Annotated in this window: 14 protein-coding genes; 13 read left to right on the top strand and 1 reads right to left on the bottom strand. The window is 44.2% G+C overall.

The genetic code is table 11. The annotated features are described in order from the left end of the window. Positions 1 to 834: a glutamate racemase gene (murI, locus tag ACJJID_RS08600; RefSeq protein WP_444922354.1), complete on the bottom strand. Its 834-nt coding sequence runs from the start codon at positions 832 to 834 to the stop codon at positions 1 to 3. A 237-nt stretch (positions 835 to 1,071) separates the two neighbouring features. Between murI and ACJJID_RS08595 the strand changes: the two genes are divergently transcribed. The 13 genes from ACJJID_RS08595 to ACJJID_RS08535 all read left to right on the top strand — a co-directional run bounded on the left by ACJJID_RS08595 (position 1,072) and on the right by ACJJID_RS08535 (position 13,057). Next, on the top strand, positions 1,072 to 2,466 hold the full coding sequence (locus tag ACJJID_RS08595) for a DNA recombination protein RmuC (protein WP_444922353.1): 1,395 nt from the start codon (positions 1,072 to 1,074) through the stop codon (positions 2,464 to 2,466). A 6-nt stretch (positions 2,467 to 2,472) separates the two neighbouring features. After that, positions 2,473 to 3,402, top strand: coding sequence for an AEC family transporter (locus ACJJID_RS08590; RefSeq protein ID WP_444922352.1), 930 nt, complete (start codon positions 2,473 to 2,475; stop codon positions 3,400 to 3,402). Positions 3,403 to 3,433: 31 nt separating this feature from the next. Continuing rightward, positions 3,434 to 4,366 carry an AEC family transporter gene (locus tag ACJJID_RS08585; RefSeq protein ID WP_444922351.1) on the top strand — a complete coding sequence of 311 codons (933 nt, stop codon included), beginning with the start codon at positions 3,434 to 3,436 and terminating at the stop codon, positions 4,364 to 4,366. Then, positions 4,363 to 4,827 (top strand): DUF2489 domain-containing protein, encoded by a 465-nt coding sequence (locus ACJJID_RS08580; protein WP_444922350.1) that lies wholly within the window; start codon positions 4,363 to 4,365, stop codon positions 4,825 to 4,827. Before ACJJID_RS08585 ends, ACJJID_RS08580 begins: the two co-directional genes overlap by 4 nt. A gap of 554 nt (positions 4,828 to 5,381) precedes the next feature. Further along, positions 5,382 to 5,936 (top strand): hypothetical protein, encoded by a 555-nt coding sequence (locus ACJJID_RS08575; RefSeq protein WP_444922349.1) that lies wholly within the window; start codon positions 5,382 to 5,384, stop codon positions 5,934 to 5,936. A 92-nt stretch (positions 5,937 to 6,028) separates the two neighbouring features. Then, positions 6,029 to 6,370, top strand: a complete 342-nt coding sequence (locus tag ACJJID_RS08570; protein ID WP_444922348.1) for a hypothetical protein — start codon at positions 6,029 to 6,031, stop codon at positions 6,368 to 6,370. Between the two features lie 385 nt (positions 6,371 to 6,755). Further along, on the top strand, positions 6,756 to 7,292 hold the full coding sequence (locus ACJJID_RS08565) for a hypothetical protein (protein ID WP_444922347.1): 537 nt from the start codon (positions 6,756 to 6,758) through the stop codon (positions 7,290 to 7,292). 183 nt (positions 7,293 to 7,475) lie between these two features. Then, positions 7,476 to 8,129, top strand: coding sequence for a hypothetical protein (locus ACJJID_RS08560; RefSeq protein ID WP_444922346.1), 654 nt, complete (start codon positions 7,476 to 7,478; stop codon positions 8,127 to 8,129). Positions 8,130 to 8,509: 380 nt separating this feature from the next. Beyond that, positions 8,510 to 8,977, top strand: coding sequence for a Cys-tRNA(Pro) deacylase (gene ybaK / locus ACJJID_RS08555; protein WP_444922345.1), 468 nt, complete (start codon positions 8,510 to 8,512; stop codon positions 8,975 to 8,977). Further along, the gene (locus ACJJID_RS08550) at positions 8,961 to 9,404 is read left to right on the top strand and encodes an N-acetyltransferase (protein WP_444922344.1); all 444 of its coding nucleotides are present in this window, start codon (positions 8,961 to 8,963) and stop codon (positions 9,402 to 9,404) included. The genes ybaK and ACJJID_RS08550 overlap by 17 nt, the downstream gene beginning before the upstream one ends. A gap of 251 nt (positions 9,405 to 9,655) precedes the next feature. Continuing rightward, entirely contained in the window at positions 9,656 to 10,015 is a 360-nt protein-coding gene (locus tag ACJJID_RS08545) for a GNAT family N-acetyltransferase (RefSeq protein ID WP_444922343.1), read from the top strand. 217 nt (positions 10,016 to 10,232) lie between these two features. After that, on the top strand, positions 10,233 to 10,568 hold the full coding sequence (locus tag ACJJID_RS08540) for a hypothetical protein (RefSeq protein ID WP_444922342.1): 336 nt from the start codon (positions 10,233 to 10,235) through the stop codon (positions 10,566 to 10,568). Between the two features lie 989 nt (positions 10,569 to 11,557). Continuing rightward, complete coding sequence (locus ACJJID_RS08535; protein ID WP_444922341.1) at positions 11,558 to 13,057, top strand: vanadium-dependent haloperoxidase; 1,500 nt, start codon at positions 11,558 to 11,560, stop codon at positions 13,055 to 13,057. Positions 13,058 to 13,297 lie beyond the last annotated feature (240 nt).

Genomic DNA, 13,297 nt, shown 5'->3' with positions numbered 1-13,297 from the left:
CTAGGGGCTCGACGCGAGAGGTTCGGCAATCGGGGCGAATTCGCGGAAGGCGAGTTCGATATTGCCGGTATGGTCAACGCTGCTGGTAATCAGGCGGCCGGTGCCTGGGGCATCTGGCAGTACCAGGTTGAGTTCTTCCAGCCACCAGCGCACGCGCCGGGCGATGGCTTCGCCGGAATCCAGCCATTGGATGGAACGTGGGGCGAACTGATCCAGCTCTTCACGCAGCAGGGGAAAGTGGGTGCAGGCCAATACGGCAATATCCACTTGGTCGCCGCCGGCGGTGTGGAAGACGCGGTGCAAGACCGGCTCCAAATCCTCGGCGGTAATGGGTTCGCCGCGCAGTTTGCTTTCCGCCAGATGCACCAGTTCTGGTGCGGGCACATTAATCACCCGGTTGCCATTGGCAAATTGCTCGATCAGTTCGCGGGTGTAGCGGCGATTGACGGTGCCTTCGGTGGCAATCAGGGCGATAGTGCGTGTGCGACTGGCGGCTGCGGCGGGTTTGACTGCGGGCACAACACCCACCACGGGCTTATTTAAAGATTCACGCAGCTGGGGCAGGGCCAGGGTGCTGGCGGTATTGCAGCCCACCACTAGAATATCGGCTTCGCAACGCTCCATCATGGCCAGGGCCTGCTGGACGATCCGGGGGCGCAGCTCCTCTTCGCTTTTATTGCCGTAGGGGTAAAAGCCGTTGTCCACACCCAGATGCAAGGTCAGGCCAGGCATCAGGCGGCGGATTTCCCGCGCAATGCTGATGGCGCCCACGCCAGAATCAAAGATCAGGGCGCTGGGGGCTGGGCTGTCTGGGTGGGCGCTGTGTTTGTGCATGCGTTCAGGAGTACCAACATCGAAACCAATCCTCCAAGAATACCCTAAAACCCTTTGTAAGTTACTGCTGCGCCACGGATCTCAATGGGCCGCATTGGGGTTAAGAGTACTTTCCCTGGCCAAGCTGTTAGAATGGCCGCCTCGCCCACGGCTAGTAGTGGGTATGTCGATTGCGGGCGCTCGGTCTGAGCAGAAGCCTGCTTCACACTTCTATTCCGGGTCTGGGAGTACCTCTATATGCCAGCGTTCCCGCTGCAACTAAATGTCGATCATGCGCTATTGGCGGCTGTCGCCTTGTTGGTTTTGCTGGGTTTTGCCTTTTGGGTTGGCCGTTCTGCTGGGCGCCGCCGCATCCTGCAAGCGCAAACGGCTCAGCAAGAAGCATTAGCAGCGCAGCAGGTGATACAGGCACGCCTGGACAACAGCCGCGAGCGGGAATCTCAGTTGAGTGAAGAGGTGGATTCTTTGCGTAGTGAGCTGGCGGCAAAATTACAGCAGCTGACTCGTAGCCAAGTGCTGGTTGAAAAGGGAGAGCAGGCCCTGGCGGAGCAGCGCAAGCTGATGGAGCAAATGCGTGTTGCCATGGGGGAGCAGTTCGAGAATCTGGCCAACCGGATTTTCGAGGAGAAGCAACAGAGCTTCGTGCGCCGCAGTGAAGACAGCTTGCGCAAGAGCCTCGACCCTCTGGAGCGCCAGCTGGGGGACTTCCGTAAACGGGTAGAGCATGTCTACGATCGTGAAAATGCCGAGCGCAATAGCCTACTCGGGCAGATCAAAGCCCTGCGCGAGCAGACCCAACGCATCAGCGATGAAGCCCTGAACCTGACTTCGGCCCTGAAAGGAGACCGCAAGATCCAAGGTAACTGGGGGGAAGTGGTACTGGAGCGGTTGCTGGAAGAATCCGGCCTGCAAAAGGGCCGTGAATACGAAACCCAGGTAACTCTCACCAGTGATGGCCGTAGGCGTCAGCCAGATGTGATCGTGCGCCTGCCGGAAAACAAAGACCTGATTATCGATTCCAAGGTCTCCCTGGTGGATTACGAGCGCTATAGCTCGGCAGAGACCGACGAGGAGCGCACCCAGGCACTGAAACAGCATGTGAACTCCCTGCGCGCCCATATCACCGGCCTCAATAAAAAAGCCTACGAGCAGCTGGAAGGTGTGCGCACCCTGGACTTTGTCTTTATTTTCGTGCCCATCGAAGCTGCCTATATGCTTGCTATGCAGGCAGACCCGGACCTGTTCCGCTTCGCGTACGAGAAGCAGATTGTCCTTGTAAGCCCCACCAGCCTGATGGCGACTCTGCGCACCGTCGAGAATATCTGGCGCTACGAGAAACAAAACAAGAACGCGGAAAAAATCGCCGACGAGGCCGGCAAGCTGCATGACCAGTTTGCTATGGTACTGGAGTCACTGGATGCTCTGGGTGACCGCCTACGACAGGCCGATGACGCTTACCAGCAGACTTATAAGCGATTGGCGAGCGGCCGCGGTAATGCGGTGAAACGTATCGATAGCCTGCGTAAGCTCGGCGCCAAGACCCGCAAGCAAATTTCCGCAGACTTGCGCGAGAAAGCGGAAGAGTCCGCGCTCAAGGCACTTCCCCAGGCTGAAATGGCGCTGGACGAATAACTTACGATGGAAAACCTGGCTTTTGCCCTACTGGTTACCGGTCCGATCTTTTTAATGATCGTCGGCGGCTATCTGCTCACGCGGCAGGGCATGCTGCATCAGCCGTTTATAAATGATGCCACTGCATTGGTTTTCAACGTAATGCTGCCGGCGCTGCTGTTTAACAGTATCTATAGCTCCAGCGCGCAACCTTCCAAAGAAATCCCCCTGATAACCGCGGCGGTTTTGGGGACTTTCGCCGTATTGCCGCTTTCCTGGTTATTGGCCAAGCCAATTGCAGTGAAAGATCGAAGCGCATTTATTCAGGGCGCCTTCCGAGGTAACGTGGCTATCGTAGGCCTTGCCTGGGTGGATAAAGCCTTCGGCGCTTCTGGTGTTTCAGACTCCGCGGTATTGGTGGCTGCACTTACGATTCAGTTCAATGTTTTCGCGGTGATCCTTTTCGTTTTTTACGATAAGGATAAGAAGTTTGGCCTGGGTATGTTACTGGCTGAGCTGGGTAAGAATCCGCTGATTATTGCCGTACTGCTCGCCATTCTTTTTCGTGTAGCGCATATCCAGCTACCGGAAGTCGTGCTCGATACGATCAAAATCTTGGCCTCTGCCAGTCTGCCTATGGGGTTGATCTGCATAGGCGCCAGCATGAAGTTTGGCCACCTGTTGCGCAGCTCCCCAACAGCCCTGATGTCCTCACTCTTAAAACTGGTGGCTGTACCCGCACTCTCTGTAGCCATTGGCTGGGGCATGGGACTAAGCCCACAGTATCTCGGCTACCTGATGCTAATTACAGGTTCGCCCTGTGCGATATCGGCATTTGTTATGGCCCACTCCATGGGTGGAAACAGTCAGCTAGCGGCCAATATTGTGGGTCTCAGCACTTTGCTTTCTGTTGTATCTGCCAGCATCGGGCTGGCTCTGCTTAAGGTGTATATCTGATGTAAAAAAATTCACTAAAAATGGGGGTAGCATGGAGGTACTCACTTTTGCGCTTTCAGTGATTGTTCCAACTTTTCTGACTATGTTTGCTGGATTCTTGTTTTCTCACTTTAGAATTTTGGAAAAAAGATTCGTTGAAGAAATATCTCGATTTATTTTTCGAGTGACATTGCCTACGCTACTTTTTTTTAATATTTATATGTCAGATGCAGGGCTTGAAGAAGAATCATTGTTTCTAGTCGTAGGTGTACTAGGTACTTTGATTACAATCCCCATAGCCTGGTTCTTTTCACTTCCTGTCAAGCGAGATGATCGTAGCACCTTCATTCACTCCTCTTTTAGAGGAAATATGGTAATTGTTGGTTTGGCTTGGGTTGAAAGTGCATACGGAATAACCGGATTGGCTCAGGCGGAGCTATTAATAGCTTTTGTTAGTGTTGTTTATAACGCAGCTTCAGTAATAATTTTGACTTACTATAGCAAAAGTAGGCATTTTAGCTGGAAATTATTACTTAAGGAGGTTGGGAAAAATCCTTTAATTACCTCAGTGATGTCAGCTCTTCTACTGCGAGAGATAGGGGTTGAATTTCCTGAAGTGGTAATAGAAGCTGGAAGTGAAATAGGGTCAATTACTTTGCCGTTAGCTTTGCTGTGTATTGGGGCAAGTTTTGATTTTGATCAGCTTCGTAATAGTTCCTCCTCAGCGATGGGGGCTGTAATGATAAAGTTAACACTGGTACCAGTAGTACTAGTTGCTCTAGGATGGTTGTTTCGTCTGGAGCATCACGAGTTGGGCGTTCTATTTTTATTGGCAGCTGTGCCAAGTTCATCAGTTTGCTTTATAGCTGCGCAGGGTATGGACGGAAATAGTTCTATGGCAGCAAATATAATTGGGTTAAGTACTTTACTTTCTATCTTAACCGCGAGTTTTGGGTTGATTTTGTTAAAGGTGTTTTTTGAATGAGTGTTCTTTTGATTTCTATGCTGGCTATTGCGGCTACAATCATCTTCACCCTCGCCGTTATTGCCGGCTACTATCTGCGCAAGTTTTCAACTGCGCAGAAAAAACAGGCCGAACAACTAGCTGAATTGGAGCAGGCCGCACAAGAGCAGCGCCAAAGAGTGAACGATAGCATTCAGATTATTGCGCGTTCGCTACTGGATGATGGAGTAGGGCTTACTGAAGCTTCCATTCGCATCCGCGTACTTCTGGATGCGCTTCAGGTGGAAGATAGTGTGCGAGAAGAGTTTGTCGCTTTCTACACCATTGCAGAAAAAACCAGCCATATTCCAATTCTAAAAGAATGGAAAGCACTCCCGCGCAAAGAACAATTCCAGTATGAGTTGGAGATGGCGCAGGTGGAAGCGGACTATAAAGATTTCGTCCTAGATGCAGCTAAGCGTATTTTGGGTCGTACTTTTTGAACTCAAAAACTGACAAGTGACTCATTCTGCTAAAGTATTTATAAGTACTCAGCGAGCAGAAATCTGCTCGTTGAGATTAGGTGAAGCCTTTCCTCTAAAGCCAGTCTAAATCGCCACTTGAATTAATTTTTTATTAAATCTCATATTTGTGAAAATATATCCCAGTTAACTCATCTGCTATCAATTGTAAACGCCAGCTTAGATATGTTTATAAGTTGACATCTAGCCTGCTTTTTAGCCTAATCCCGCTCAAGGTATCTAAAGCCAAAACCAGCTTCGTCTGTTTGCAGCATTTGGAAGTGGGCTAACTCATTGATTTTTAATGAAATTGGCAGCTTTATCAAAAGTAAAGAAAGTGGATATCTATAGAGCCGGTGCTATCTGTCTGTCAGGTGACTCTATCGTCAATAGCTTTCATTTGCTGAAGATCTATGTCTGATGTTTAAGCAGGTTAGAGATGTAGAAAAGATTGACATAAAGGTGCCTGCATTGAGTATATTGTTTGGGTTTGGTCGCTGCAAGACATATAAAGAAGATCCTAGGTCAACAGTTAAATGAATAGAGTTATTAAAGGCTTATTGTCAATCTGCTTGCTTATACCGGGGATTGTCTTTTCTCAAACAAGTGAGGATTTGGCTCGTGAAATATATATTAATGAAGCTACCAAGAAAGAATTTGCTACTCTCAAAGAGCGCTTTGATGAGAAAAGAGAGGCCTTTATAGAGTTATATGAGCCTTTCTATGAGTCCAGTGAAGCACCACCGGAAATTATTGCTATGCAAGAGCAGCTATACATGGATGTGATTGCTTCAAAAGTATTAAAGTTTGATTCCAAGGGTTTTGAAAAAATATTAGTTGATGATGTTGTTTCATTGCTCACTATTGAAGAGTTGGTGGAGTTAAGAGAAATTCATCGACGGCCTGTGTTTAAAAAGTTGGACAGTATAAGTGAGGCGATTTCCAAAGCAGCAGGAGCGCATATGGAAGTCTGGCATAAAGATAATTTAAAGTTGATGGAGTATTTCACGGGAAGAAGTGAAGAGATATCAATAAAATTGAAGGAGCTAGTAGAGCTCCGAAAGAAAGATGGTGGTAATACCAAGTTTTAACAAGGCGGGTTATTTTTTTAGTTTTTAGATGTAATTTCATTGCGTGGGTTTTAAATGGGGGTTAAATTAATCGGATTTTAATTGGTCTTATATTGTTAGCTTTATTTGGCTGTGCTTCTCAGGGTCAGGATAAGAAAGAGCTTGCGCTGCCTAGCATCTTAAATTTTGAAGGCAAGAATTATATTTTGGAAGCTGCACTCAAAGAGTATGAAATAGAAGTTAGTAAGCCAGAAAGCAGCGAATTCACAGTAAATATTCCTAAAAAAGAACCCCCAAACTACTACAACTGTGGAGGCGTTTACTCGGATAGATTCCTCTACGGTCAGAGAGTTTTGGAGGAGGATGATTTGGTTTTGGACTTTAAGGGCGTTAAAGAGGTGTGGATCCCATTAGACGGCGAGCCTAAAAAAATATACATATTTGAGGTTCGCTAGCGCAAAGTGGCATCTTTCGGCGTCAATTAGTTTAAATAAACCAGTAATGGTTTTGTTAGTGTCAGGCGTTTCAGTTGAAATTAATTGGGGTGAAACAAAAGAGTTGCTTTTCACTATATGATTGGAGTGGCAGGAATATTTTAAAAGTATAGGGGAGTGGTGATGCCTTTGCTAGCTTTCAGCAGTTTATAGTTAAACTATCGGGGCGAGGTTCTGGTTACAGTTATATTAGTGAAGACTCGGAAGACAGTAGTTATTCACTAGAGTGCAGGCTTTATTTTGAATCCTGCTGAAAAATCAATAAGTTTTTTCGGTACTCGATAGCTCATACTCTTTCTCTAGTTCACAGTTGTGGGCATTTGATTTACTGTGTATAAGGAAGATCATGATTGATATTTTATTAGAAATAATTACATTTGGTATCTTTGCTCTCTGTTTGTTTGCGGTCTTATTGTTGATTCCAGTGTGGGTAAAGAGTTTAACGGAGTCGGATAGAGATCCCAATCATATCTACAATATTTTTTGGGAGGAAGCTGGCTATAGAGGAGATAAGATAACATCGGTATTAGGGGGGCTTCTTCTGTTCATTGCTTTTTCATATCCTGATGCCGATATTGAGGTGCTGATTTTATGTGCCGTCTTTTCTGTGGTTTGCGGGCTATATCACTCTTCTGTTTATAGAGGTTACGCAGTGATTACCGGAAAAATGAAAGTGGCTGGTATGGCAGCTTTATGTATGCTTACTGCCGTTAGTTTTTTGGTAAGATCACAAGCGTTATCAAGCTTTTATATTATCTTCTGTGTCATTTCAATAGGTGTAGTTTGGGGCGCTTATGCTGTCTACAGACGCGCTTATCTAATTCGATTAGAAAGGGTGGTATGGAGAGCAAAAAACCAGGCTAAGTCGCCTCTTGTAAGCTGAGCCCATATGAATTCTACTAATAGGCGAAGTGGTGCAACCTATATCTGGCTAAGAGGCCGCAGGAGTACAATATAGACGGCTAAAGCGACTGTCATTACATCTCTATTAGGCTGGGTGGTTATCATTTCTGATACAGAGGTCTATAAATGGTGATGTTTCACGTTTCATAAGGGGCTGCCCTATATGAGCATAAAACCGTCAAAGATTTTACTGATAAATATATTGATTACTGGCGCATTTTATGTGGCCGGTTTTGTCGCATTAGGCAGCTCGTATCCAACTATCGATTCTAGTGGTGAGCAAATAGTCCATTGGTTTTTAAATAATGGATCGAATGCTCGATTTTATGCTTGGACAGCCGCTTTCTTTTCTCTTGGCCTCGTTATCTTTGGTGGGCAGGTTTCAGCTTTGTTACCAAAGCCGAGTAGGTATATCTTTCTGGCAGGTGTACTAGGGTTTGCTATCACAGCTCAGGTACAGGCTTGGCTATGGGCAGGATTGGCACTGCATCCTGAAGGATTACAGCCAGCAGTAGCTCGCACACTCTTTGACATATCTTCTTATTGGGGACCTTTGGTGAATGGGTCAACAACTGCGATGGCGGTAGCTTTTCTTGTTGTAGGATTTGATAAAAATGTTGAGATCCCGCGTTGGCTTACATGGCTCAGTATCATTTTCTTTGTAGAGCAGGCAATTGAGACCATTACTGTATTCGGTTACAAAGGCTTTATAGCCCCGGGGGGAACTATGAATGTCTATTTAGGAGGCCTTATAGGGTTTCTATGGATTGCAGGGGTTGTACGTTGGGCGATACCACGCATCAATCAGTCCTCTTAATACAAGATTATTAATCGCAGCTTTATTTCGCTTATGTGCTGCAAAGTGAATGCCTAGTGCGAATTTTCAGTATTGGGCTGTATGAAATTTCAGGCAATGTAAGGGCTGAATCTAAAAGATTAGGAAAGAAACTTAGCGGGGGGTTCCTTTGGTATCTATGAAAACCTTCTCTGCCGTAAAAATTTTATCCCAAAACTAATTGATCAGGGTTCTTTAGATTTCTCCATTCGTTTGAGAGCTGTAATCTGTTATGGTGACTAATGGATAAGGTATGACAAGGCATAAACAGTAATAGGTTGTACAGACCTTTGGTTTTCAATGTGAAAGTAATGCTACTTGCCTGTCGCCCCAGTTACGGATATTAGAGGCTCAGGAGTAAAATGACACCAGCAATTTCTATGGCCAAGAAGGCTAAAATCTCTCATAAAGTACATGAATACACGCATGATTCATCGAGTGAATCATACGGATTGGAGGCTGCTGAAAAATTAGGGGTGCCCGAGTCTAGGGTCTTCAAAACACTAGTTGTTAGCCTGGAAAACAAAGAGCTGGCCGTCGGGGTAATACCTGTTTCATCAATGCTCAGCATGAAGCTCTTTGCAAAATATGCTGGCGCTAAGAAAGCCACAATGGCAACTAAATCAGATGTAGAAAGATCAACTGGTTATGTATTGGGAGGTGTTAGCCCATTAGGTCAAAAAAGGCGACTTAAAACCATCATTGACTCTTCGGCTAGAAATAACGCTATGATTTATATTAGTGCGGGCCGCAGGGGGCTTGAAATAGAGCTGGCCCCTGATGACTTGGCAAGTCTTGTCAGCGGAGTTTTTTTTGAAATATGTCAGTAACTCCATACATTTGAAACTACACAAGGGGTGTGCTGGCAATGGGGGTTTATACACCATTGCGAATAATAAAGATGAAAATACTATGAAGGCTATCGAATATCTAAAATTTAGCGAGGTTAATCCGCACAAATTTCTGCCTATATTAAATGGCCATAAGACAAGAAAGCATCTGATTGAGCATGAGATATTTACACTTAAAACAGTAACAGAATGGATGCATTCAAAAATAGAGGTAGATAAAGAGGCAGGTTGTAGAGTTAGAGCCATTATTGTTGATGATGAATTAGCTGGTTGGTGTGGGATTCAACAAGAATGTGGAAAGTATGAGATCGCGATTGTCATTGATGACCAGTTTTGGGGTGTAGGTAGAGTAGTGTTCCAAGATCTAATGAGGTGGGCGCGGGAGCTTAATATGATGAGGTATTAGTCAACTTCCATCACACTCGTCCTATTTATAAATTCTTGGAAAAAATTGCTGAGGATATTTGTGAATCTGAAATATATGGCAGTAAATTTACAACGTATAAAATTAAGTTGAAATGACATTGTTCAAAAATCAATGTTGATAGTCACTAGAAGATTTAGCATTCAGGATTATTCGAACGTTCATTGCTACAGACTTTCCAAGAATCTTGGAAATCTACACTCTCTAAGCTAGATGAGCTTAGATTTGAAGCTGTGGAATTTGAATTTCTACCGTTGGATAAAGATGCGAAGAGGCTGTCAGCGCTAAGGGAGTCAGATATTTACGTCTACGAAGATGAAACAATTCTTGGCTTTGGCGCAATGTTCCAGCAAGAAATTCGAGCTCTGTTTGTATGCCCGAGTGCCAGAGGGGGAGGGGTAGGGAAGTCTATACTTGAGTTCCTGCTAGCAAAGATCAATGGCCAAGCTAAGTTGTTCGTTGCAAAACCTAATTGGCCTGCAATCAAGTTTTATCAAAAGGTTGTATTTGAAACAACTAAAGAGTTCATTGCTGAATACAATGGTACGCCGGTACAGGCTATCGAAATGGTTTGTTCAAATAAGAAGTGTTAGCATCCTGATCCTTATTACTCCGACCCTATAGGGCTCCCAGAGGTTGCCCTAGCTTTATGCAAGCGCTGGGCTAGCTCTTTCTAAGGAATCAACTATGACTGGTAGGCTTAATTATTTGGAATTGGCGGGAATGCTTACTCTGATCGTTGCCGGGTTGCATGTTGGTTGTATTCTGTTTGGTGCGGGATGGTATCGATTTTTAGGTGCCGGATAGGCAATGGCTCAAATGGCTGAAGCTGGATATTCTTATCCTACAAAAGTTACAGGTATTATTGTGAGTGTTTTGCTAGTTTGGTCTGCGTATGCTTTTTCCGGGGCTGGCCATATTCTCAGGCTTCCATTGTTACGTACAGGTCTTACCCTTATATCTTTGGTGTTACTTGCGAGGGCACTTGGTTTTTACTTTATAATGCCGGCTTTTCCAGATAACTCATTAACTTTTTGGCTTGTTAGTTCAGCATTGTGTTTTACCTTAGGCCTAACCTACTTGCTAGGCTTGAGTCAGTCATGGAGCCGTTTATCAAGTAGGGCTAAACAAAGTAGCGAAAGATAGATGGATATTGGAGGACAGTTTGGTTGTTCAATCTTCAGCATACTTTTTGTTGTCGGTGCTCGCAAAAACTAACATTAAATTAAATACGCATCAGAAGCAGACTGGATGTTAGCGAAAAAGTAGTCTGTTGATTTTGATTGGTTCTGGGATAGGCCGTCTGGTATAAGATAATATCGCACCATCTAGATGGTAATTCATATTAAGCCTAATATTTTTCTGGGGAAAGGCTATGAGTGTCTTTGATACAGAACTATAGAGTTAAAAGTCAGCTTTAATCCTTCACCTAGAAATCCAGGGCCAGGGAAATTATTGTGATCATAAATGATTGATATATCACTTGCTCGCTAGATCTGTAACATTATCGAGATCTCGATATAAATTCAATGATGACCCGAAAGCCTAATTAATACATACCGTTCTGATAATAGTCAATTTGTTGATTGATTGGTTAGTTAAATTATATCTACTTTTTTTTAACAGCTGCTACGGGACTTATCTCTAAAGCTTGTGGTTTGCTTTCTTTATCCTTGGTGTTAGTGGATGATTTTATACTTGAGCAAATATGTACTAGTTAGTAATAGATAACAGATAATTTAGCGGTAATTATTTGTTTTGAGTGGCGTATTACCTTTGTTTTTATGTAAAGTAATGCCGTTGTAAATTACCTTTCATTTTAATAATTTAAAATTTGTTTTTTGAGAGTTTGTCGATAATTTCAGGTTCCTAGGGATTTTATAATAATGGTGCTGTGCTCCTTTTTTGTAACGGCGTGCAATTAAGTAAATTAAGTCACTCCTCATAGAGTGTCATAGTATGTCCATATGGAGTGGTTCTCGACATATTTAACCGTCTTACAATTTATATGGGAAAGAAGGGAGGGTAGAGAAAGTTGAGTTGATCATTGAATTTTTGATGCGTTGTATTTATTAAAAGCGCTTAATGTATGGAGTTGTCTTTTAGGCGCATTAGTCAGGTAAAAAGGAAAACCAATGTTAATAAATAAAACTTATAAGCGTGCTTTAAAGAGTGTTTTAGGGGCGTTGTTGGTCTCGGTAAGCTGGCAGACACAAGCTCTTACCTGTCCGCAGCTTACAAATGTGCCATTGCCACCAAAGTGTAGTTCTATGGACTTGGAAAGTTGCAATGCCGCAGTGCAGAATATAATCCCATCGGCAGCTTGTGCAATTTTTGAAGTATCGCCCGCTGCCAATGATGCTACATTAGTACTTCGTTTTACGACGTTGATCACTAACTCTTGGTATGATGCCACAGCACCTTATCACCCTACCGCGAAAGGGGTATATTCTGATATCGCGCGAATGCCGGAGCCGGAAGACAACAGAGAGTTAAATGTTGCGCTTTCTTATGCATCTCATAAAGTATTAAGTGGACTGTTTCCACATCTAACCCCTGAATGGGATAGCATGTTGGTTGAAATGGGTTTAGATCCTTATGACTTGTCAGAAGACACAACTACACCGATTGGTATAGGAAACTACGCAGGCAGAAAGGTTCTGGAAGGGCGTGCAAATGACGGTATGAATCAACTGGGTAACGAGGGTGGCCAGTTATATCATCGTTTACCTTATGCCGATTACACTGATTTCAAACCAGCAAATACTGCATACAAATTACGTTTTCCTTCGAAGTGGCAGCCAGCAGTTCTGATGGAGCGCCCTGGTGTATACCGGGTTCAGCAGTTCGTTACCCCTCAAATCGCCTTAACAACACCATATAGTTATGAGTCTCCGGACGAATTTAGTTCACCAGTACCTCTGAAATCCAAAATTTGGAATTATCCAAGTTATGTGGCGCAAGTAAATGACGTGCTAAATACATCTGCCAACTTAACAGATGAGCAGAAGATGAAAGCTGAGTTATTTGATATGAAGATATTCAGCTTAGGCTTTGCTGCGGTATTTGCATCGGAATCCCAAGGCTTATCATTGATGGATTTCATTCACTATGATTTCCTCACCAATATGGCCGCCTTTGATACAGCAATTGCAATTTGGAAAGAGAAGCGTCGACATAACTCCGTGAGACCATTTTCCGCCGTCCGCTTTATTTATAAAGATGAACCCGTTACTGCTTGGGGTGGAGTAGGAAAAGGAACCGTGAATGATTTACCTGCTAGCCAGTGGACTAGCTATCTGCCTGTGGCTGACCATCCAGAATACCCATCTGCTTCTGCTAGCTTTTGTGCAGCACATGCAGAAACAAGCAGACTCTTTTTACCTGAAGGGGATGTATTGGGCTATACGGTACCAGCGCTTGCTGGCAGTTCACAAATTGAGCCTGGTATAACACCACAAAATGATTTGTATTTGTATTTCCCTACTTGGACTTCTTTTGAGGAGGATTGTGGTAATAGTCGAGTTTGGGGTGGTGTGCATTTTGAGCCTTCTGTTCCAGCGGGTCAGGCGATTGGGCGCAAAATTGCTAACCGTGCCTATCAATTTTATCTTTCAAAAGTAGCAGGTCAGTAAAGATAATTAATTGGAATGGAGGCTATAATTTTGAGCAATTTGCTCAATTTTCATGGTCTCTGTTCTATTTTAGATCTCGCTATTCCTAGCTGAATATAGAAATATTTATCCCGAAAATAATCGCTGATTCCTAGTCCATAGATTTTTATAAAAAGGGAGTTTTCTGATATTTATATTGGCGCTTTTTTTAGCTGCCCAGACAATATAGATGAAATGTTAATGATAATAACTGGATTCAGT

This window comes from Microbulbifer sp. CnH-101-G, assembly GCF_052466775.1.
The sequence above is the reverse complement of the archived record's forward strand: the minus strand, read 5'-3'. Positions and strand labels throughout refer to the sequence as shown.

Bases quoted from the DNA above. Each gene is read 5' to 3' on its own strand.
- murI (WP_444922354.1), bottom strand. From the start codon at position 834: ATGCACAAACACAGCGCCCACCCAGACAGCCCAGCCCCCAGCGCCCTG.
- ACJJID_RS08595 (WP_444922353.1), top strand. From the start codon at position 1,072: ATGCCAGCGTTCCCGCTGCAACTAAATGTCGATCATGCGCTATTGGCG.
- ACJJID_RS08590 (WP_444922352.1), top strand. From the start codon at position 2,473: ATGGAAAACCTGGCTTTTGCCCTACTGGTTACCGGTCCGATCTTTTTA.
- ACJJID_RS08585 (WP_444922351.1), top strand. From the start codon at position 3,434: ATGGAGGTACTCACTTTTGCGCTTTCAGTGATTGTTCCAACTTTTCTG.
- ACJJID_RS08580 (WP_444922350.1), top strand. From the start codon at position 4,363: ATGAGTGTTCTTTTGATTTCTATGCTGGCTATTGCGGCTACAATCATC.
- ACJJID_RS08575 (WP_444922349.1), top strand. From the start codon at position 5,382: ATGAATAGAGTTATTAAAGGCTTATTGTCAATCTGCTTGCTTATACCG.
- ACJJID_RS08565 (WP_444922347.1), top strand. From the start codon at position 6,756: ATGATTGATATTTTATTAGAAATAATTACATTTGGTATCTTTGCTCTC.
- ACJJID_RS08560 (WP_444922346.1), top strand. From the start codon at position 7,476: ATGAGCATAAAACCGTCAAAGATTTTACTGATAAATATATTGATTACT.
- ybaK (WP_444922345.1), top strand. From the start codon at position 8,510: ATGACACCAGCAATTTCTATGGCCAAGAAGGCTAAAATCTCTCATAAA.
- ACJJID_RS08540 (WP_444922342.1), top strand. From the start codon at position 10,233: ATGGCTCAAATGGCTGAAGCTGGATATTCTTATCCTACAAAAGTTACA.
- ACJJID_RS08535 (WP_444922341.1), top strand. From the start codon at position 11,558: ATGTTAATAAATAAAACTTATAAGCGTGCTTTAAAGAGTGTTTTAGGG.